The 19478-nt window shown below is 42.3% G+C and carries 20 protein-coding genes; 12 read left to right on the top strand and 8 right to left on the bottom strand.

The annotated features are described in order from the left end of the window. The first annotated feature begins 173 nt into the window (after window positions 1-173). From EDD57_RS08790 to EDD57_RS08775, 4 genes are all read left to right on the top strand, one after another. Window positions 174-1181 carry an aromatic acid exporter family protein gene (locus EDD57_RS08790; RefSeq protein WP_131849088.1) on the top strand — a complete coding sequence of 336 codons (1008 nt, stop codon included), beginning with the start codon at window positions 174-176 and terminating at the stop codon, window positions 1179-1181. A 27-nt stretch (window positions 1182-1208) separates the two neighbouring features. After that, entirely contained in the window at window positions 1209-2783 is a 1575-nt protein-coding gene (locus tag EDD57_RS08785) for a M2 family metallopeptidase (protein WP_131849087.1), read from the top strand. Window positions 2784-2914: 131 nt separating this feature from the next. After that, window positions 2915-3508 carry a TetR/AcrR family transcriptional regulator gene (locus EDD57_RS08780; protein ID WP_131849086.1) on the top strand — a complete coding sequence of 198 codons (594 nt, stop codon included), beginning with the start codon at window positions 2915-2917 and terminating at the stop codon, window positions 3506-3508. Between the two features lie 84 nt (window positions 3509-3592). Continuing rightward, window positions 3593-4870: an MFS transporter gene (locus EDD57_RS08775; protein ID WP_131849085.1), complete on the top strand. Its 1278-nt coding sequence runs from the start codon at window positions 3593-3595 to the stop codon at window positions 4868-4870. Window positions 4871-4942: 72 nt separating this feature from the next. Here the strand turns inward: EDD57_RS08775 and EDD57_RS08770 are convergent, their stop codons facing one another. Then, window positions 4943-5146, bottom strand: coding sequence for a hypothetical protein (locus EDD57_RS08770; protein ID WP_131849084.1), 204 nt, complete (start codon window positions 5144-5146; stop codon window positions 4943-4945). 222 nt (window positions 5147-5368) lie between these two features. On the opposite strand from EDD57_RS08770, the gene EDD57_RS08765 reads away from it, so the two are divergent. Then, complete coding sequence (locus tag EDD57_RS08765) at window positions 5369-6550, top strand: multidrug effflux MFS transporter (protein WP_131849090.1); 1182 nt, start codon at window positions 5369-5371, stop codon at window positions 6548-6550. Window positions 6551-6608: 58 nt separating this feature from the next. Here the strand turns inward: EDD57_RS08765 and EDD57_RS08760 are convergent, their stop codons facing one another. After that, window positions 6609-8006 (bottom strand): RsmB/NOP family class I SAM-dependent RNA methyltransferase, encoded by a 1398-nt coding sequence (locus EDD57_RS08760; protein ID WP_131849083.1) that lies wholly within the window; start codon window positions 8004-8006, stop codon window positions 6609-6611. A gap of 16 nt (window positions 8007-8022) precedes the next feature. Next, window positions 8023-9297, bottom strand: coding sequence for a BaiN/RdsA family NAD(P)/FAD-dependent oxidoreductase (locus EDD57_RS08755; protein ID WP_131849082.1), 1275 nt, complete (start codon window positions 9295-9297; stop codon window positions 8023-8025). Window positions 9298-9515: 218 nt separating this feature from the next. Here EDD57_RS08755 and EDD57_RS08750 point away from each other — a divergent pair, with 218 nt between their 5' ends. From EDD57_RS08750 to EDD57_RS08735, 4 genes are all read left to right on the top strand, one after another. Next, a complete protein-coding gene (locus EDD57_RS08750; RefSeq protein WP_131849081.1) occupies window positions 9516-11222 on the top strand; it encodes a long-chain-fatty-acid--CoA ligase in 1707 nt (568 codons plus the stop codon). A 146-nt stretch (window positions 11223-11368) separates the two neighbouring features. Next, window positions 11369-11968, top strand: coding sequence for a TetR/AcrR family transcriptional regulator (locus tag EDD57_RS08745; protein ID WP_131849080.1), 600 nt, complete (start codon window positions 11369-11371; stop codon window positions 11966-11968). Between the two features lie 33 nt (window positions 11969-12001). Beyond that, window positions 12002-12781 carry an electron transfer flavoprotein subunit beta/FixA family protein gene (locus EDD57_RS08740; RefSeq protein ID WP_131849079.1) on the top strand — a complete coding sequence of 260 codons (780 nt, stop codon included), beginning with the start codon at window positions 12002-12004 and terminating at the stop codon, window positions 12779-12781. A gap of 21 nt (window positions 12782-12802) precedes the next feature. Continuing rightward, window positions 12803-13789, top strand: a complete 987-nt coding sequence (locus EDD57_RS08735) for an electron transfer flavoprotein subunit alpha/FixB family protein (protein WP_131849078.1) — start codon at window positions 12803-12805, stop codon at window positions 13787-13789. Window positions 13790-13840: 51 nt separating this feature from the next. On the opposite strand, the gene EDD57_RS08730 is transcribed toward EDD57_RS08735, so the two are convergent. From EDD57_RS08730 to EDD57_RS08710, 5 genes are all read right to left on the bottom strand, one after another. Continuing rightward, window positions 13841-14203, bottom strand: coding sequence for a lasso peptide biosynthesis B2 protein (locus EDD57_RS08730; protein ID WP_131849077.1), 363 nt, complete (start codon window positions 14201-14203; stop codon window positions 13841-13843). Next, window positions 14200-14460: a PqqD family peptide modification chaperone gene (locus EDD57_RS08725; RefSeq protein ID WP_131849076.1), complete on the bottom strand. Its 261-nt coding sequence runs from the start codon at window positions 14458-14460 to the stop codon at window positions 14200-14202. The genes EDD57_RS08730 and EDD57_RS08725 overlap by 4 nt, the downstream gene beginning before the upstream one ends. Before the next feature lie 19 nt (window positions 14461-14479). Then, window positions 14480-16096 carry an asparagine synthase-related protein gene (locus EDD57_RS08720; RefSeq protein WP_131849075.1) on the bottom strand — a complete coding sequence of 539 codons (1617 nt, stop codon included), beginning with the start codon at window positions 16094-16096 and terminating at the stop codon, window positions 14480-14482. 72 nt (window positions 16097-16168) lie between these two features. Next, window positions 16169-16273 (bottom strand): lasso RiPP family leader peptide-containing protein, encoded by a 105-nt coding sequence (locus EDD57_RS08715; protein ID WP_131849074.1) that lies wholly within the window; start codon window positions 16271-16273, stop codon window positions 16169-16171. 2 nt (window positions 16274-16275) lie between these two features. Beyond that, window positions 16276-17274 carry a protein-L-isoaspartate O-methyltransferase family protein gene (locus EDD57_RS08710; RefSeq protein WP_131849073.1) on the bottom strand — a complete coding sequence of 333 codons (999 nt, stop codon included), beginning with the start codon at window positions 17272-17274 and terminating at the stop codon, window positions 16276-16278. 176 nt (window positions 17275-17450) lie between these two features. Here EDD57_RS08710 and EDD57_RS08705 point away from each other — a divergent pair, with 176 nt between their 5' ends. From EDD57_RS08705 to EDD57_RS08695, 3 genes are read left to right on the top strand one after another with little or no spacing between them, the layout of a single operon-like run. After that, the gene (locus tag EDD57_RS08705) at window positions 17451-18305 is read left to right on the top strand and encodes a helix-turn-helix domain-containing protein (RefSeq protein ID WP_131849072.1); all 855 of its coding nucleotides are present in this window, start codon (window positions 17451-17453) and stop codon (window positions 18303-18305) included. Window position 18306: 1 nt separating this feature from the next. Next, the gene (locus EDD57_RS08700; protein WP_131849071.1) at window positions 18307-18849 is read left to right on the top strand and encodes an NUDIX hydrolase; all 543 of its coding nucleotides are present in this window, start codon (window positions 18307-18309) and stop codon (window positions 18847-18849) included. A 43-nt stretch (window positions 18850-18892) separates the two neighbouring features. Continuing rightward, window positions 18893-19450 carry a class IV adenylate cyclase gene (locus tag EDD57_RS08695; RefSeq protein ID WP_131849070.1) on the top strand — a complete coding sequence of 186 codons (558 nt, stop codon included), beginning with the start codon at window positions 18893-18895 and terminating at the stop codon, window positions 19448-19450. Window positions 19451-19478: the final 28 nt, after the last annotated feature.

Here is a 19478-nt window from a genome sequence, read left to right as displayed (position 1 = left end):
ATTGGATTCGTCAGACTTAAGTGAACCGCCTAGTGCGGAACCGCATGCTAGGTGGTGTGAGAGGTCGGGGGTTAATCACCCCCTCCTACTCGATTGAGGTATTCATCATAATGTGATTGTGTATTGTAGGTAAATAGGGTACATTCGTATTATTATGATTGAGGTGAAAACAAGTGTTTAAAATTGGCTACCGTACCATTAAAAGTGCGGTTGGTGCAGGTGTTGCGATTGCGATCGCACAGTATTTACACCTTGATTTCTACGCCGGTGCTGGAATCATTACGATCCTCTGCATCAAACAAACGCGGAAGAGTTCGTATGAAACAGCGTGGGAACGTTTCTTGACAAGTGTGATTGGATTGCTCATTAGTTGGTTGATTTTTCAAAATATCGGATATCATCCATGGACGATTACGCTTTTATTATTGGTCACATTTCCCATTATGGTAGGGCTCAAGGCAAAAGAAGGGATTCCTGCTGCCTCAGTCATCATCTCCCATTTATACACGTTGCAACATATCGATTGGCATGTCATTGTAAATGAATTAGGGATTATCGTGATCGGTATTTTAGTTGCATTTGTAGTGAATAGCTATATGCCGAGCTCTGAAAAGAAACTGCTTGAGCATCAACGTAAGATTGAACAAAATTTTAAGCGGATATTTCGGGAGATGGCTATTTATCTACGGTACGGTGAAAGTAATTGGGATGGAAAAGAATTGATGGAAACGGCAGAATGGATCAAAGAAGCCAAAGAAATGGCACTACATAACATTGAGAACCATAGCACAGAAGAAGAAAAAGCCATGTATCGATACTTCCAAATGAGGGAGAAGCAATTCGAGATCATGGAACGAATTATGCCAACAGTATCCATGTTGAATCATACATGCGACCAAAGCCAACAGATTGCTTGTTATTTAGAAGAACTAGCAGATGCCATTCACCCTGGGAATACAGCAGATATCTATCTAGAGCGACTTGAACAGATGAAACGAGAGTTTCGCGAGCAACCTCTCCCAGTAGATCGGATCGAATTCGAAACGAGGGCTTGTTTATATTTCTTTGTCGGGGAAATGAAACGTTATCTGATTATCAAAAAAGCATTATCCAAAAAGAAAGCAGCTCCCGATTCATCTGGTAAATCAACAACAAAGAAGATGGACCCATCACCTAACTAAAAGCGAGAGAGAATAGGGGAGAGAAGAATGACCGATCGTTTTTTACAGGAAGAAAATAACCATTTACGTAAGCTATCGTCTATGATGACAGAAGCCATCTGGATGGTAAATACAACGGGTTCGCAAGATTGGCAGGATAAAGAAGTAGAGGCTGAGTCACAGTATCGGTTATATTGTTCGGATTCGAAACGATTTGCTATGTTGAAGGAAAAAATGGTTCAGGCTCCAGAAGGTTCGATAGAGCGACGCCAATACGAACGCCTCCATCAATCAGCGCTCGAAAATCAGCTTCCTGCTGAGACCTTAGAAGAAATGGTCAAATTATCTTCTAAGCTAAGCAATATTTTTAATACGTTCCGCGCTACAGTAAATGGAGAGAAGTGGACGGAGAACCAAGTACGTCAAGTTCTCCTCACTAACACAGATGTAGCTTTGCGTGAGAAAGTATGGAACGCTAGCAAGGCGATTGGGCAAGAGGTAGCTTCCGGATTATTGGAACTCGTTCGTGTGCGTAATCAAGCAGCCCAAAGCTTAGGATTTGAAGATTTTCATCAAATGTCATTTGACTTGCAAGAGTTAAATCGCGATGAGGTTTTCGCGATTTTTGACGACCTAAAGAAGCTAACAGATGGTCCTTTCCAAGCGATGAAAGATGAAATAGATCATGAACTTCGCGTTCAATATGGGTTGTCAGAGGATACCCCTTTGCAGCCATGGCATTATAAAGATCCGTTTTTCCAAGATGCTCCTGTAGTACCGGGTGCGGATGTAAGTCCTTTTTTAAAAGGAAGGAATGTGGAGAAATTAACGGCTGATACGTTTACATCGATGGGAATGGAGATTCGCGATATGTTAGCTAAGAGCGATCTCTATGAACGGGAAGGGAAGAACCAGCACGCGTTCTGTCTCGATATGGATCGGGAAGGGGATGTGCGGGTATTATGCAATATTCATGATAACCAATACTGGATGGAAACGATGCTTCATGAATATGGCCATGCGGTATATGACAAATATATCGATCGGAAGATCCCGTTTCTTTTACGTACACATGCCCATATTTTCACAACGGAAGCTGTGGCGATGTTTTTCGGTCGCCTGGTAAAGAACCGGGAATGGTTGTCGGAAATTGCCCAAGTAGATGGGGATGCATTAGATAAAATCGTACTAGGTCTAGAGAAAATGCAGCAACGTCAGATGTTAATCACGGCTCGTTGGGTTATTACCTTTGTCCGATTTGAACGGGAACTTTATCGCGATCCCGACCAAGACCTAAATAAGTTATGGTGGGAAATCGTAAAAGAAGTTCAATTTGTGGAGCCACCGAACCAGGTAGATGAGCCACATTGGGCTTCTAAAATTCACTTTACGATTGCACCAGCGTACTATCAAAACTATTTACTGGGAGAACTAACGGCTTCTCAATTTGATCAACACATTAAACAACATATTAGCCCTACTTACTTCAATAAAGAGGTAGGTAACTGGTTCTTAAAAGAGATCTTCTTCCCAGGTGATCGGAATGGATGGTCTAAACTGATTGAAAATGCTACTGGCGAAACATTGAATCCAGCTCATTTTGTTACTCAATTTGTGAAATAGGGACTACGTAAGCGCACAAAAAAGAAAGATATTCCAATGCAGTATGGATATCTTTCTTTTTTAATTGACTTCAGAGGCTTCATTCGCTAAAATAAACCAAACGGTCGGTTTGTTTATAGGAGGTTTGATTCATGGTTTCCCGCAGGTATGATGCTCAAAAAACAAAGCAAGAGCTTGCCATGATTGCGAAAGAATTGTTCATTAAAAAAGGGTATATAGCTACGTCAATTGGTGATATCTGCTTAGAATCAGGTGTCAGTAAAGGGAGCCTATACTATCATTTTAAAAGTAAAGAAACTTTGTTCCTCTATATTATTGAGAAGAATGCACAAGATTTGACTTCAAAATGGCAACAAAAAAGCAACCAGTATACCGATGTGATTGAGAAAGTGTACGGGTTCACTGAGTTTTATGTAGAAGACTTTCGGAACCCACTCTTAAAGGCTTCCGAGGAATTCTCAGCCAAAGAGTTAGGGAAGGAAGAAGTAATTGAGCAAGTTTTAGAGATGAAAAAAAGGACATTTCAAATCTTCCAAGAGATCATTCAGGAAGGAATACAGCAAGGAGAATTTGTAGCGGCCGATGTTACCCTGCTTGCTCGTACGTATCGTGCTTTATTAGAGGGATTATCGCTCTCTTATTATGAAATGAGTATCGAAGAAATGAAGGACTTATATCGAAGTGCTGTTACCTTTTTCTTAGAAGGAATTTCTAAGAAAAAATAGTAAAGTATGGATGTGGTTGGACGCTCTCTATGTAACGACCGCTGTTTTATAAAGAATTTATCTTATATGAAAAGGACGTAGAATATGGATACTTACCAAGAAAACGTCTCATCACCGAAAGTAACCTCCCTCTTCCGAAATCGTTTTATCCAAGCGATTCTGGCTTCGGGATTGTTTTTACAAATCGGGATATGGGTTCGAAACTATGCCATTTTGTTGTATGTAGTGGATCAGACCAACGGTGACCCAGTGGCAGTGTCGATGATCTCTGTGGCTGAGTTTGCGCCGATTTTTCTTTTCTCCTTTGTTGGAGGGACATTTGCTGATCGTTGGAGACCGAAGAAGACCATGATTTGGTGCGATATTTTAAGTGCGATCTCGATCTTTTTCGTATTAATCGCGCTCTTGTTTTTTACTTGGAAAGTCCTCTTTTTTGCCATGTTATTTTCAGCGATTCTCTCCCAGTTTTCGCAACCATCCGGAATGAAGTTGTTTAAGATTCATGTGCCAGCAGAGCATATGCAATCGGGGATGTCGCTGTATCAATCGTTATTTTCCATTTTTATGATCTTAGGCCCGGTTTTAGGAACATTTGTTTTCCAGCAGTTTGGAATCAATACGGCTATTAGTGTTACAGTGGTGGCCTTTTTACTTTCTGCGGTCTCACTTGTTTTTCTACCTGCTGACCCTGAGATCAAAGAAGAAACAGAGAATCAGTCTTCTCTTGTTCAAGAGATGAAGGAAGGTATTAAGTATGTTCTCTCCAGCAAGGTGCTCCGTTCTCTGGGTGGAACCTTCTTTATGGCAGGTATTTCGATCGGTTTAATTCAACCTTTAGCGATCTTCCTTGTGACGGAACAACTACACTTGCCAAAGGAAAATCTTCAGTGGCTGATTATGGTGAATGGCATTGGTATGTTGGCGGGTGGTGCTCTAGCGCTCTTAGCTGCTAAGAAAATAGCCCCTCAACGATTACTAGTAATCGGTCTTGTGGTAAATGCCGTCGTCATTTCCATCTCTGGCATATCGGAAATACTCTGGTTAACGTTAATCGCGCAGTTTTTTGCTGGTATGGGGATGCCCGTTATCCAGATCGGGATTAATACGATGATTATGCAACATACTACTTCCGATTTTATTGGCCGGGTAAACGGGATCTTAACTCCGCTCTTCATAGGGGCGACTGTCATCATGATGAGTATCACAGGTCTGCTAAAAGAGAATCTATCCCTGACATGGATTTACCAAATCTCAGGTATCTTGATGTTACTGGGCGTAGTGTTCCTCTTGCCACTTCTCCGGTTATCAGCTCCTAAACCCGATCTCGTACAGGTTGCTCAGACTGAAACAGAAACAGAATAGATGTAGCTAATAAAGTGTAATGAACCACAGAAGAAGGGTGCGATTCACATGTAGTTGTGAATTGCACCCTTCTTACTCTCGCCTAGAATGAAAATGAACTTGGATGCTAGGGAGGGCATCCTCTTTCTTTTCTACCTCCTGTAGGAGTAAGACTTCTGTCCCATCTTCAGGATTCTGTAAAAAATGATTAATGTGTACATAGTCTGGATCGATCATTCCCATAGATAGCTGGATATGGGGATACAATTCGTTTTTCTGTACTAGATTACGCTTCATTTTTTGTCATCCTTCCAGAAGGAGATACATGATTTCCATATATTTCTATGCGAAAAACCTAGAAACGCGAACAAAAAGTAGTCAATTTTTGTCGATTTCTCATTTACGTTTTTCGGTTTCCGTAGTAACCTTAGTAGGATGACTAAGAAGGAGGAGACTATCATCGAAACTTTAATTGAGAATAATAATCAAAATCAGAAGTCTTCTTCCGGGCGTTGGAGAATGGCGATTATTTTAGGTGGGCTTTCCGCATTTGGAGCCTTATCCATTGATATGTATTTACCGGCGTTTCCAGAGATAGCAAATGAATTTCATGCAAGTCCATCATTGGTTCAAATGAGCCTTACGCTCTTTTTAATAGGTATGTGTGTAGGACAATTATTTACAGGTCCACTTAGTGATATGATCGGAAGACGGAAGCCTTTGTTAATCGGGTTATTATCATATGGAATCATATCTTTATTATGTATATGGAGTCCATCGATTTGGATGTTTGTGCTGTTGCGATTTTTCCAAGGATTGACTGCTTCAGCAGGGATTGTGATTTCACGTGCAGTCGTTCGTGATCTGTATGTAGGGACTGAATTAACACGCTTTTGTGCTTTGCTCGCCCTAGTTAACGGATTGGCGCCGATTTTAGCTCCGATTATGGGAGCACAATTATTAAGCTTTGCTCCATGGCAGGGAGTTTTTATCGTACTGAGTATCATCGGACTTGGTATGTTTGGTATCGTGGCGTGGGGGCTTCCTGATACACTTCCTGCTGAAAATCGTGCGCAAAGCGGAGTTCGTCCAGCCGTATTAAGCTATGCTCGCATTTTACGAGATCGCACCTTTATGGGTTATGCGATATGTCAGGGGTTAGTGTTTGCTGCGATGTTTGCTTATATATCGGGCTCATCCTTTATGGTGCAGAACATCTATCATGGAACTGCCACTACATTTAGTATTATTTTTGCCATTAATGGTGTAGGAATTATGATTGCGAGTCAGATCACAGGTAAATTGGCAGGAAGATTTTCGGAGCGGTCTTTATTTAAGGCGGGGCTGATCATGTCTGCTTCAGGCGGTGGATTACTATTAATCGCTTTCCTAAATCAGGCTCCACTCTATGTGGTTTTAATTCCTTTATTTTTAGTCGTATCAAGTGTAGGGGTTGTTTCGACATCCGTTTTTTCACTAGCGATGGAAAGTCAAGGGAAATCAGCAGGTAGTGCTGCGGCTGTCTTAGGCGTTATTGCACTCGTTTTAGGTGGAGTTGTTGCTCCATTTGTAGGCATTGCCGGCGAGTATACGGTAGTGCCACTAGGGATCATTACAACGCTATGCGGAATTGGTTCACTAAGTTGCTATTATTTCTTTATCGGGACGACGAGTGCTCTACAAAAAGAGAATAGCTATTAAGTAAAAGAAATGGCGGTAGACTGATCCGAGAGTGGATCTTGTCTACCGCCATTTTGCGTTAAATCGTACGATATTTTTCCCAACGGAGCCATTTGGGATAGTGATTTTTTAGCAGTCCCCCAGAAGCTTTTCCCCATCCGAGCGGGTAGTTGTCTACTGTGACCAGAGTCCAGCCACTTTGTTGATCGGGAAGTGTTTCTCCTTGTAAATAGAGCAGTAAGTCATTTCCGTTCCAGCTGAGATTACGCACACGCTTTACCTTGTCGCTCTGTAGGGCAAGGGCGAAGGCATGGGAGGGTTGAAAGTGACTTTTTTTAATTTGGCCTAGATGCATTCCAGGGCGCTCTACCTTTAATCCTTTTAGAGAGGGAAAGCCAGATGGTGTCCGATAGAGATGCTCTCCATATAGAGTGAACTCCCCTTCGATCCACGAAGAATCGAGTAAGTGATCTTGTACAAATGTATCATAAAGCTTTTTCCGATCTTTCGGGATGGATGCTGTTTTCCCGATTTTGGTCTTACGGGAGGTTTCGGAGTCGCCTTTTTGAAGTACAGCCACAAAGTGACCTTCGCCACGCAGATGATGGGGCCATAAGCGGCCAGCAAGAGCTAATCGCGGATCTGGGTTCTCCATCCAGTCAAGGCGGCCAGGTTGGTAATGTGACGCCTGCGGAACAGGGATTAACTCAAACTCAGAAAATTCGGCGAGGAAAGAAGCGACTACTTCTTCGTTTTCCAGCGGGTTAAAGGTGCATGTGGAGTAAACGAGTCGTCCTCCGTCTTTTAGCATGGGAGCCGTTGCACGAAGAATCTCCATCTGTAGCTCGGCACATTTTTCGACTAGACGAGGACTCCAACGCTCTCCTGATTCGTCATCTTTGCGAAACATCCCTTCACCCGAGCAAGGGGCATCAATTAAGATTCGATCAAAAAATTGAGGGAAGCGATCGGTAAGGTGATTCGGATCTTCATTTAGGACAACGGCATTGGGGACTCCACAGCGCTCTAGGTTTTCGACAAGTATTTTGATTCGTTTGCCGTCAATCTCATTCGCAACGAGGATTCCTTCTCCTTGCATGTGGGATGCGATTTGCGTCGTTTTCCCCCCTGGAGCGGCACAGAGATCTAAAATCGTTTCTCCTGGCTTTGCTTCAAGCGCTTCGGCTGGAGACATCGCACTGGCATCTTGGATATAGTACACACCTGCCGCATGGAAAGGGTGCTTGCCGGGGCGGTCTACTTCGTGTTGATAGTAGTACGCTTCTGGGCACCAAGGGACATTTTCTAGTGTGGTGAAAGGGAGTTCTTCTACTAGTTCTCCTGGTGTAGTGCGTAATCGATTGACACGAAAACTTCTTTCCGGTGCCTGTTCATAAGTAGCAAGGAAGGAATCATATTCATCTTGTAATCGCTCTTTCATCTGTTCTAAGAAAACGGATGGAATCGTAGGAGACATAAGACTCCCCTCTTTTCTATGTATGTAAGTTCTCAATCTGTTCGCTCGAGCTCTTTCCTGCTACGTATCCAGTACATAGAGCAGAAGTGATGTTATAGCCACCCGTATAACCATGGATATCTAGGATCTCTCCACAAAAGTAGAGGCCAGACATCATTTTGGATTGCATGGTACGCGGATCGATCTCTTTAATATGGACTCCGCCCCCCGTGACAAAAGCTTTATCAAGTGGTAGAGTTCCGTTGATATGAACAGGAAAAGCTTTTATGTGTTCGGCTACTTTCCGTTGGACTTCTTTGGAAGTTTGTGTACAACTTAATGTGTCCGAAAGGTTATTCATCTGAAATAGGACAGGGATCATTCTCTCAGGGAGATATCCTTTTAATGCATTCCGGAATGCTCGCTTTGGACTTTCGTCGACCAGTTTACGAATCTCTCTCTCTACCTCATCAACGGTACTCTCTGGTTTTACATCGATAGTAAGCAAAGTAGTCGGAGTACCAAATTTTTTTAGATTCTTGATGACGAATTGGCTACAACGAAGGGCAGTCGGACCCGAGAGCCCAAAGTGGGTAAAGAGCAAATCTCCGTCATGGCTTACCAATTTCTTTCCTTTTGCATTCCAAACGGTAACAGTGATATCTCGTAATGATAATCCTTGCATCGATTTATCTAGGATCCAAGGTTCCCCAGAGGTAAGAGGAACTTCTGTCGGGAATAATTCTGTAATGGTATGCCCAGCCGCTTCGGCCCAAGCGTATCCGTCGCCAGTGGAACCCGTCTGAGGAACCGATTTGCCCCCAACCGCTATGATGACTTGATTCGCATGAAAAATCTCTCCGTTCATACTCTCTACACCGGCTACTTGTCCATCTCGATAGAGCACTTGACGGACTGGCGTATTGACACGGATGTGTGCCCCGCCTTCTTTCACCTTTCGAATGAGTGCTTGTACTACGGATTTAGCACTGTCGCTGACTGGAAACATTCGACCATTATCCTCTTCTTTTAACTCGACGCCCAGTTCACGAAAGAAGTGAACGATATCCCAATTGTTAAATACAGAAAAGACACTGTAGAGAAATCGTCCATTTCCCGGAATAAATCGGATAAGCTCATCTATATCTTTAATATTGGTGACATTACAACGTCCACCGCCAGAGATCGCAAGCTTACGCCCCAGTTGATCTCCTTTATCAAGTAGGAGCACTTTTGCCCCATGCATCCCAGCAGCAGCACTGGCCATCAAACCAGAAGGGCCACCACCAATGACAATCACATCATATTTCATATAGCGCTCCTTTAAGGTTAAACGTAGCTATGTTTAGCTTTTCCTAACTTTCCCTATTGTAGAAGACCCCGCGAAAATTGGGAAGGGGAGCGTACAAAACCATCAAAAAAACTTCTTTTTTTAATAAAGTGATTCAAAAGCGTATAAAAATTAGCTAAAATAAGAATAAGGAAATCGGATGGATGACGTGAATACTCATTCATGACAGGAGGGTCCCTATGTCGTATGCAGAAAAAGTATGGCTCAAACAGTATCCATCGACTGTACCATCAACCATTGACTATCCAAATGTACTATTAACCCAATTCTTAATCGATGCCGCAAGGGATTTTCCTAAGCGAGATGCGGTTCTTTTTATGGGGAAAAAGCTTACTTATGAACAATTATTGGAAGAATCTTATCGTTTTGCGAACTCCTTAAAAGAGCTTGGCGTTAGGCCCCAAGAACGAGTTGCGATCATGTTACCAAACTGCCCACAAGCTGTAATCGCGTATTATGGAGCGCTGTTTATCGGAGCGGTCGTCGTTCAGACCAATCCGTTGTACATGGAACGAGAATTAGAGCATCAACTCACTGATTCAGGTTCCGAAACCATTATATGCCTCGACTTGGTGTTACCAAAAGTCCAAAATGTAAAATCAAAGACTCAGTTAAAGCGTGTGATTGTAACCAGTATCAAGGATTATCTACCATTTCCAAAAAATGTGCTTTATCCACTTACCCTGTGGAAAGACGGCATTAAACTGACTCATGAGTACGATAAAGATACACATGCTTTTAAGCGGCTCATTGCGAAAGCGCTTCCAACTCCAGTGACCCCACCAGAGACTGATCCGATCCATGATGTAGCCTTGCTCCAGTATACAGGAGGCACGACGGGTCTTTCCAAAGCGGCTATGCTGACTCACCGAAATCTGATTGTAAATAGCATTCAGGCATCCTATTGGCTATATAAGGTGAAACGTGGGACGGAAAAGATATTAGGTGTTCTTCCGTTTTTTCATGTGTATGGGATGACGGTTGTCATGAACTATGCCATGTATCAAGCAGCGACGATGATTCTGATTCCCCGATTTGACTGTGAAATGATCTTGAAGACGATTGTAAAAGAGCGTCCTACTTTGTTCCCGGGTGCGCCTACGATGTATGTGGCGATCATTAATCATCCTAACATCCAAAAGTATGATCTTTCTTCGATCGATGCTTGTGTAAGTGGATCAGCGGCACTACCCGTAGAGGTACAAGAAAAATTTGAAAAGTTAACAGGGGGTAGACTGATAGAAGGTTACGGGATGACGGAAACATCTCCTGTAACGCATTCGAATTTAGTATGGGATCGTGTCCGATCATCGACTATCGGTGTCCCATGGCCTGATACGGAATCAAGAGTCGTGGATGCGGAAACGGGCGAAGAGCTTCCTGTAGGTGAGATTGGTGAGCTTCAAGTACGAGGGCCTCAAGTGATGAAAGGATACTGGAACCGTGAGGATGAGACGGCGAAAGTTCTAACAGCAGATGGATGGCTAAGTACAGGTGATATTGTTCGCATGGATGAAGAAGGCTATTTCTTTGTGATGGATCGTAAGAAAGATATGATTATCGCAGGGGGATATAATATTTACCCACGTGAAGTGGAAGAGGTTTTATTTGAACATCCAGCCATTCAAGAGGCGGCAGTGGTAGGTGTTCCTCATCCGTATCGAGGTGAAACGGTAAAAGCATTCATCGTGCTCAAGCCAGGAGTCAAACTGACAGAAAAGGAATTAGATCAGTACTGTCGTGAAAAACTAGCAAAATATAAAATCCCACGCTTATATGAATTCCGTGATGAGTTACCTAAGACATTTGTTGGCAAGGTTCTCCGTCGTGTCCTTCAAGAGCAAGAGAAGAAGAAATACGAAGAAGAGATAAAAGAGGCCAATTAGATGAATGTGTAACCTAGCATCCGGAACGGATATGATGTTAGGTTTTTTCATTTCTGTGTGCGTTGACAAACGTTTTATTTATCCATACAATAATATTGAATGAATAATCATTCATTATTGTTTATGCAGAAAGGAATTTCGATCCCATGGCGAAACGGACTGGTGAAAAATACGAAGCGATCATCGATGCTGCAGTGCGCGTTATCGCAGAATTTGGTTATCATAATGCGCAGGTTTCGAAGATTGCTCGTGAGGCAAAAGTCGCAGATGGTACAATCTACCTCTATTTTGAAAACAAAGACGATGTGCTGATCTCTCTATTCAGCGAGAAAATGGGTTCATTTATCAGCGAGGCGGAGGAAGCGATTCAGCACTTCGATTCACCAGTTGAACAGTTACATCAACTCATTCGCCTTCACTTTGAGTATCTAGAGAGTGATCGTGAACTTGCGATTGTGACACAAATCGAGTTGCGTCAATCAAACCCAGAAGTTCGCAAAGGAATTGGACAGATTCTAAAGCGATATCTGGATATGATCGACCGGATCGTCGAAGATGGGATAAAAAAGGGTTTGTATCGTTCGACTCTAGATGTTCGCATGACTCGCAAGCTAATCTTTGGTACCATTGATGAGACCGTGACATCTTGGATTATGAACGATCGCAAATATAGTTTGCTCTCCCAAGTGGACCCAATCTTAGAGCTGTTTGTACACGGGATTGGTCAACAGACACGCGAGATGTAAGCGCTATCTAACAAAAGCACAGGAGGTCTCTTCATGAATATCCTAGTTTGTTTGAAGCAAACGTTTGACACAGAAGAGCGGATCACGATTGAAAATGGTGTGGTCGTAGAAGACGGCGCAGTATTCGTGATTAACCCGTATGATGAATATGCCGTAGAAGAAGGCATTAAGTTAAAAGAAGAACACGGCGGGGAAGTAACGATTTTAACCGTTGGTCCAGAACGTGTAGAAGCTTCGATGCGTAAGGCGCTTGCCATGGGTGCAGATAAAGGTGTATGGATTAATACAGAAGATTTTGATGGTGACTTAGATGAGCATAGTATCGCGAAAATCATCAAAGCAACGATCGAAGAGCAAGAACTTGAATTTGATATCATTCTCGCTGGTGCGATGGCAGTAGACGACGGTTCTGCACAAGTCGGCCCACGATTAGCGGAACTTTTAAATATACCTCATATCTCCACCATTACGAAGATAACAGTAGATGGTGGAAATGTAGTCGTTGAGAAAGACGTAGAAGGAGACATGGAAGTCATTGAATCTAAACTCCCTCTTCTCGTAACCGCTCAACAAGGATTAAACGAACCACGTTATCCATCTCTACAAGGGATTATGAAAGCAAAGAAAAAACCATTAGAAGAAGTAGAGATTGATGACCTTGATATCGAGGAAGAAGAGATTGAAGCCAAAACGAAGGTATTAGAAATCTACTTACCTCCTAAAAAAGATGCAGGGAAAATCCTACAAGGAGAACTTGCTGATCAAGTAACAGAGCTCGTTCAACTTTTAAAGAGCGAAGCGAAAGTGATCTAAAGACCTGGGGGGATTATCGACATGAGCAAAAAAATACTTGTACTGGCAGATGTTCGTGAAGGAAAACTTCGTAACGTGGCTTTTGAGAGCTTAGCAGCGGCACGACTTGCAAGCGAAGGTGGAACCGTAGTAGCAGCAGTCTTGGGAAGCTTTGCAAAAGATCACGTGGACGTACTTGCACATCACGGTGCAGATGAAGTAGTTGTAGTAACCGATTCGAAATTAGATCAATATACAACGGACGCATATTTCCAAGCAGTAAAGAAAATTATCGAAACAGTAGAACCACAAGCAATTTTCACAGGACACACAGCAGTCGGAAAAGACGTAAGTCCGCGAATTGCGGCACGTCTTGGTTTCGGTCTCATTTCCGATGTAACCGCTTTAGAAGAGGTGGACGGCAAATTAGTCTTCACTCGCCCGATTTATGCCGGAAAAGCATTTGTGAAAAAAGCATTTAAAGAGGACGAAACCGTATTTGCTACCCTTCGTCCGAATAATATCGTGGCACTGGATGCAGATACCGCTCGCACAGCAACTGTGACTGAAGTATCCGTAGACTTTGATCCAACTTTATTACGAACCATCATCAAGCAAGTGGTGAAGAAAGCAACGGATGGTGTGGACCTCTCCGAAGCAAGAGTTGTCGTATCAGGTGGGCGTGGTGTGAAGAGCGAAGATGGATTTGCTCCATTAAAGGAATTAGCTGACCTACTAGGTGGCGCAGTGGGAGCTTCCCGTGGTGCTTGTGACTCTGGGTACTGCGATTACGCACTGCAAATCGGTCAAACCGGTAAAGTGGTAACACCAGATCTCTACATCGCCGCTGGAATCTCCGGAGCGATTCAGCATTTGGCTGGTATGTCCGCATCCAAGACCATCGTCGCGATTAATAAAGATCCAGAGGCACCAATCTTCCAAGTAGCAGACTATGGAATCGTAGGTGACTTGTTTGTAGTCGTGCCAATGTTGACAGAGGAATTGAAAAAGGTGTTAGTAGGTAAGTAGTTTTTTACTTGGACTGTAGACTATGATGGTGGTCTACAGTCTTTTTTTGATCTAGACCACTAAAATCTTTCTGTACTTTTGGACACTCTCTAACTCTCGGACCGTTATCCCTTCTGCTTCCACCCATGCATGGGAAGCAAATGGAGCGAGCCGTATCCCTACGCACCAATCAATTGATTTCCCTTGCGATGTAGCAAACAGAAACAAGGCCAAAGACTGTTCTAAACAAGCCGTTCGAGAAATAAAAAAGCGCTTTGCTTGTTCGATTTGTATAAAGGCTTGTTCTGCCTCTTCAAATGACCATGCTTCCTTACAAGACAATTTTCGTTGGATGAGAAACGGTTTTAGCCTCTCTAAGTTTTGCGTTTTGATCAAAAAGGAAGCAAATAAAAGTGAAAGCCAAGCTCGTATCATGTTTTAATTAACAATCCCTTCTGAATGAGATGATCTGCGAAAGAAGTCATCTCATCTTGTACTCTTTCAAACAAAACCAAGTGGTCCATGCTAATCTTCTCAATCGCTCTTCTCATATCGCCATGTTGTCGAACTTGTTCGATAAATTCAGCTCCAGATTGGCTCACCGTGTAAAAGAAGTTACCCCGACAATCAAGTAGAACGTACTTCCCATCCACTTCAGATATCTGTACATGGTCGGGTAAAGCGAGTTTCATTCTCGTTGCTCCTTTCATGCTATCTAACGTTTTGACGAAGCCACAGTTCTAATGAAAGCGTATGATGGAATTCTGGAAGCTTCACAGGCACTCCGAGTGATAAACGATGTACACATTCTTGAAATGCCGGAAGATCAACTAACCCCATGTCCGATAAAGCCATTTCTCGAAAATGCTCCTGAAACCATGAAAACTGTTGCCTCATCCCGTAATAGACATCAGACGTATAATCGCCTTTTGTATTGCGGTTTAAGAGAGAGGACGGCAATTCATCTTGGAAAGCTCCCTTTAACAAGGGTTTTAGTTCATGCGGATTCATCTTTAGCTCTGATGGAGTACGCATACAAATCCGAATCACATTATGATCTAGATAGGGGACACATAGGAGCACTTGCTCTTGATTAGCCAAATCCTTTAAACCCTGCGAGACATAGCCAAGATATTGGATTCCGTACATGGTTTTGTTGACTCCCTGATATCGTGAAAATCGCACATCACGGACCATTGGACTGAATTTGAACCAATCTGCTTGATTGCCTACAGTCGAAAGCGGATTCCTTTGTCGTGGATGAAAAGGAAGATGAAATACCCTACGAAGTGCCCCCGAGATCCAAAGAAATGGAGACTCTTTTTTCTGCACCGCCCATCCATATACGTGAGAATAAAACGTTTTCCACTTTCCTTGACGAAGCAGATCAACGAGATACGTAAAATCCGCACCTAAAACGGTGTCGCCACCCTCACCACTAAAATGGACTTCGGATTGATTTTCACGCGCCCACTTCATTTTCTTTTTTACTTTATTAGCTGACCAGAGAAATGAAATAGGGGTATCTGTCCGAATCTGATCCATATGAGAATAAATGAGCGGGATATCATCCTGTTGCCAGATAAAATGTTGAATGTTTTCCTGTACCCCTGCGACTTCTCTGGCTATTTTTCCATCTTCGTCTTCCTCTTTCCCAATAATCGTCAGTGCTTTAATAGGCTTTTCTCTAGAAGCAATCCACGTAATCGTAGAAGAATCAAGCCCACCACTTAGATCACTCGTCACTCGCTTTCCCTGACAACGTAATCGGACAGAAGCCGTTAATTCTTCTCGTAAATCTCGCTGAGCTTCTTCCCAAGACAGTGGAACTTCTTGATCCACATTCCATGCTTGTACAACCCGTTCTCCTTGTGGACTTATAGAAAGTCCAAATCCGGACGGAACTCTCTTGATGCGCTGATAGGGAGTTTCTTCTTCTATACAAAACCCGCTAACGGATAGCGAACGCTGGAACCATGATACATTACAAGTAGATTGTACTTGCTTTTGAATCGGTGTAAGATGAGAAGAGAAAAGAAATGAATTTCCTTGTTTCGCATGATAAAGGGGTCTCACATTCGCCAAATCAGAGAACATCCATAACTCATTCGATATACGAATAATCGTTTGATAGTTTCCACGAAGAAACAGGATATGCTCTGGTTGACGATCCCTTATAAACTGGTGAAAGGCGTAATCAATCTCATCTGGATCTGATAGAATTTCACCAATGAGGTAACATTCAGCCCCGTTTTCTTTGAGATGTAGGTGCGGAGTTTGCATAACTTCAAAAGATAGCGAACTTCCTTCATAGTGTCCAAGAAACAATCGGGTTCCTCCTAAGTAAAAGAGAGACGCTGCTGACCTCTCAAAGCAAGCAGCGTCCCCCTACTCTTTTTTCTACCAACGATGTGAATTTTCGTCTGCTGTGTCGTTGAGCTTTGTTCCTAGAGTCATCTCTTCAAAAGAGCCAATCTCAACCAATTCTGGAGTTTGATATTCCATTCTTATTCACCTCCCTTCAATTTTACTTTAACCTGGTCTCCTACTAACACAGGCTGTAGTTGCTTAAATCTGGGCTTACCTAACCGTTTCCATTCATTCCACCAATTACGAAGGACATCTGCATGCAATGAATCTGTTACAAGCCACTGTCCTGATTGATGTCCCGAAGCGAGGGCAAATCCAGTTGGACTGCTATAGCCAATCCAAGATCCGGATTCAGGGTGACATGCATTTGTAAATCCTTCGGGATTCTTCCCTAGTAGATATGCACGAATTTCTTCCCCTGTTTCTTCAAAAGGCAGTGATTCAGGTTGAGTAGAAGTGAATTTATCTAGCCACTCTTGACTTGGATTTTCTTTCAACCATCTGGAGCTTGCCCATGCCGCTTCGTCTCCTTCCCCCACTAATTCAGCCTGAACGTGATATCCTGCAAGTTCTTTCAAGTCCTGCATAGGCTCTGAAGACATCATAATGTAACTTTCGCTCGCAACTGCCTCACCTTGCAAAATCCCGTTCACTTTCCTTAGACAGACAGTCACGATACAACGAGCAATGGGTAGAACTTGAAATGGGATGACGATAAGGCCGCCTTCTTGTAATTGGTCACTCCAAGCAATCGGGAAACTTTCAGGGGTTGTCCACGCTATAATACGGTCATATGGCTTTCCGGATTCAAAGCCCTTGCGACCATCGCGGGTTGCATGAAAGATATTGTTGAGTTCCTTTTTCTCACACAACTCTCTAGCTCTACTTGTTAAATGAGGTTCAATGTCGATAGACACAACCGAACCAGTTGGACCAACTAGCGTAGAGAGAAGTGCCCCACTAAATCCCGAGCCTGTCCCAATCTCCATCACATGCTGTCCCTCTCTAACATCAAGCATTTCTAAACCGTTCCTTACTCCTCGACTTGCCGTGCTTTGGGTGATCATCTTGCCATCCCCTTTTACTACGAAGTAGTTGTAATCTACTTGTTGGAGAGACTTATCAATTTTGTTCATGTTAACCCCTCGCTTATGGATAATCTAGTCGATCTCTTCGACTTAAAGATTGGATCACTTGTACTACGTATCTAAAAATATTATGCTAGATAACAATAGGAATTAGAACATCCTAATAAGTTTGAATTTTACACTTATAGCTCATACTAATTGGTTGGAACGGAGGTTTCAAAACCATGGAATATCACTATGGAATTACTGTTCGTGAAGGCAGAGAGAAATTAAAAATGACACAAGCACAATTAGCTGAAATATGGCCTCAATCAGGAGGTGGCATTGGTGTTAGTGTGAATTATGTATCTGATGTAGAAAGAGGAATTAAAAATATTACTGATTTGCAAACACTCCGTCGCTTATGTAACATTTTACAAATTCCGATCTGGAAAATGGGCCTTTCTGATTACAATCCATTTGATCCAAGTATAGATGATTCCCGAATTCTAGATAGTAACCAAATTTCTAGCTATGATAATTTCCACCCCTATGGTATAACTAAGCTTACTAATACCTCGTCTGATCGTATATTAGACTACAAAAGCTGTCTTCTAGAAGCAGAAGGTGACTGTTTTATCTCAGGAACTTCGATGATTCATCTGGCAGAAGATTCAAATGATATTTTGAGAGATAAGCTTTATGTAGGAAAGATATATTTACTTATCTTAGATCCAGATTGGATTAAAAGAAATTTTTCTATTCTTACATTTATCGCTGATGAAGAAGATAGAAAGGAATTTCATTACGAGATTCGCAATTCAATCCGAAAGCTAAATCAGTTACAAAGAAATTTACCACTTGAACTTATCCCACGTCTTAAGATAAAGACATACAGCACTATTTTCCCATATATTATTACCGGATTTGAAAATGGAGCAATTGGCAAGCTCGTCGTTGAGATTACAGATTATATTCCTGAAAAAAACCAACCTCGTTTCACACTCCATAAGACTAGCGGTAAAGATACAATGTTTGAACATGTAAAAAATAAGTTTTTTTCGATTTGGAATAACACAGCTATTACAAAGGAGATGTAGCATGAATAAGGAGCTTTACTTCCAATATCAATGGAGATATACAAAAGATGATTTAAAGTACTGCCCTCGATGTGGGCATCTTTTTTCATTAGAAGACTTGCATATTCCGAATCAACCCCAACTCCTTTGTCATAACTGTCAATTTGTATTTTACTTAGATCCAAAACTCGCTGTAGTGGCGGTTGTTTTAAATAGAGATCGAAGTAAAATACTTCTGCTACAAAGAAATGAAGAACCGGGAAAGGGCTTGTGGGCATTTCCGGGTGGACATGTTGAACGTGGACAAGACCTTTTTGACACGATCAAAAATGAAATCAAAGAAGAAACAGGACTTACTGTTGAAGTGAAAGAAATTATCGACACATTTTCTTTTCAGGCTGAAGGATTGATCCAATTGGCCTATGAAGCGATTTCGGATCAGGAAGAAGTTGTAGTCAACATTGAAAGCCAAAAGGGCTACTTCTTCCACTTTCATGAAATTCCTTGGGACCATCTAGCCTTCCCTACAACGAAAAAGCTATTACGTTTATACACAAGTAAATAAAGTTGTTTCCTACCATTTAACAGGTTATCAGGGAGGGGTTTGCATGTCCATTGAATTTGAGGCAAAAGTAATCGAAATCAATCCACAAGATCTTTCTGCAAAAATCCTAGAATTAGGTGGCGAGAAGCTAGGAGAATTCTTTATGAGGCGGTATGTGTACGACATGATTCCGGGTGATATGTCAAAATGGATTCGTCTCAGAGATAATGGGAAAGAGTCCACTTTAACCATTAAAGAAATCGTTCATGATGAAATTGACGGAACCCGTGAGCTTGAGACGATTGTAGAAGATTTCGAGATTACGAATCAGATTTTGGAGAAATTAGGGTATACAGCTAAATCCTATCAAGAAAATCGTCGGACAAGCTTCATCTTAAACGGGGTTCGCTTGGAAATCGATGAATGGCCGATGATTCCGCCGTATCTGGAGATCGAAGCAGATTCGAAGGAACAAGTGGTTCAAGTTGCGGGTTTGCTCGGATATGTAGATTCCCAATTAACTGGGGAGAACACGATAAAAATATATAAACAACACGGAATTGACCTTAATTCTACACCAAATCTTCAATTTGAAATGCTAGACAAAAGTGATTACAAGTGATATTTTTAACGTGATAAGAGTTTTTTTA

The sequence above is a fragment of the Baia soyae genome (assembly GCF_004341445.1).
Lineage (GTDB): Bacteria > Bacillota > Bacilli > Thermoactinomycetales > Thermoactinomycetaceae > Baia > Baia soyae.
This window is presented reverse-complemented; position numbering and strand designations above follow the sequence as displayed.

Excerpts from the sequence above, each read along its gene's own strand:
- EDD57_RS08710 (WP_131849073.1), bottom strand. The coding sequence starts at position 17,274 with ATGAACAAAATTGATAAGTCTCTCCAACAAGTAGATTACAACTACTTC.
- EDD57_RS08705 (WP_131849072.1), top strand. The coding sequence starts at position 17,451 with ATGGAATATCACTATGGAATTACTGTTCGTGAAGGCAGAGAGAAATTA.
- EDD57_RS08770 (WP_131849084.1), bottom strand. The coding sequence starts at position 5,146 with ATGAAGCGTAATCTAGTACAGAAAAACGAATTGTATCCCCATATCCAG.
- EDD57_RS08695 (WP_131849070.1), top strand. The coding sequence starts at position 18,893 with ATGTCCATTGAATTTGAGGCAAAAGTAATCGAAATCAATCCACAAGAT.
- EDD57_RS08740 (WP_131849079.1), top strand. The coding sequence starts at position 12,002 with ATGAATATCCTAGTTTGTTTGAAGCAAACGTTTGACACAGAAGAGCGG.
- EDD57_RS08730 (WP_131849077.1), bottom strand. The coding sequence starts at position 14,203 with ATGATACGAGCTTGGCTTTCACTTTTATTTGCTTCCTTTTTGATCAAA.
- EDD57_RS08785 (WP_131849087.1), top strand. The coding sequence starts at position 1,209 with ATGACCGATCGTTTTTTACAGGAAGAAAATAACCATTTACGTAAGCTA.
- EDD57_RS08725 (WP_131849076.1), bottom strand. The coding sequence starts at position 14,460 with ATGAAACTCGCTTTACCCGACCATGTACAGATATCTGAAGTGGATGGG.
- EDD57_RS08780 (WP_131849086.1), top strand. The coding sequence starts at position 2,915 with ATGGTTTCCCGCAGGTATGATGCTCAAAAAACAAAGCAAGAGCTTGCC.
- EDD57_RS08755 (WP_131849082.1), bottom strand. The coding sequence starts at position 9,297 with ATGAAATATGATGTGATTGTCATTGGTGGTGGCCCTTCTGGTTTGATG.
- EDD57_RS08735 (WP_131849078.1), top strand. The coding sequence starts at position 12,803 with ATGAGCAAAAAAATACTTGTACTGGCAGATGTTCGTGAAGGAAAACTT.
- EDD57_RS08765 (WP_131849090.1), top strand. The coding sequence starts at position 5,369 with ATGGCGATTATTTTAGGTGGGCTTTCCGCATTTGGAGCCTTATCCATT.
- EDD57_RS08745 (WP_131849080.1), top strand. The coding sequence starts at position 11,369 with ATGGCGAAACGGACTGGTGAAAAATACGAAGCGATCATCGATGCTGCA.
- EDD57_RS08760 (WP_131849083.1), bottom strand. The coding sequence starts at position 8,006 with ATGTCTCCTACGATTCCATCCGTTTTCTTAGAACAGATGAAAGAGCGA.
- EDD57_RS08775 (WP_131849085.1), top strand. The coding sequence starts at position 3,593 with ATGGATACTTACCAAGAAAACGTCTCATCACCGAAAGTAACCTCCCTC.
- EDD57_RS08700 (WP_131849071.1), top strand. The coding sequence starts at position 18,307 with ATGAATAAGGAGCTTTACTTCCAATATCAATGGAGATATACAAAAGAT.
- EDD57_RS08715 (WP_131849074.1), bottom strand. The coding sequence starts at position 16,273 with ATGGAATATCAAACTCCAGAATTGGTTGAGATTGGCTCTTTTGAAGAG.
- EDD57_RS08750 (WP_131849081.1), top strand. The coding sequence starts at position 9,516 with ATGTCGTATGCAGAAAAAGTATGGCTCAAACAGTATCCATCGACTGTA.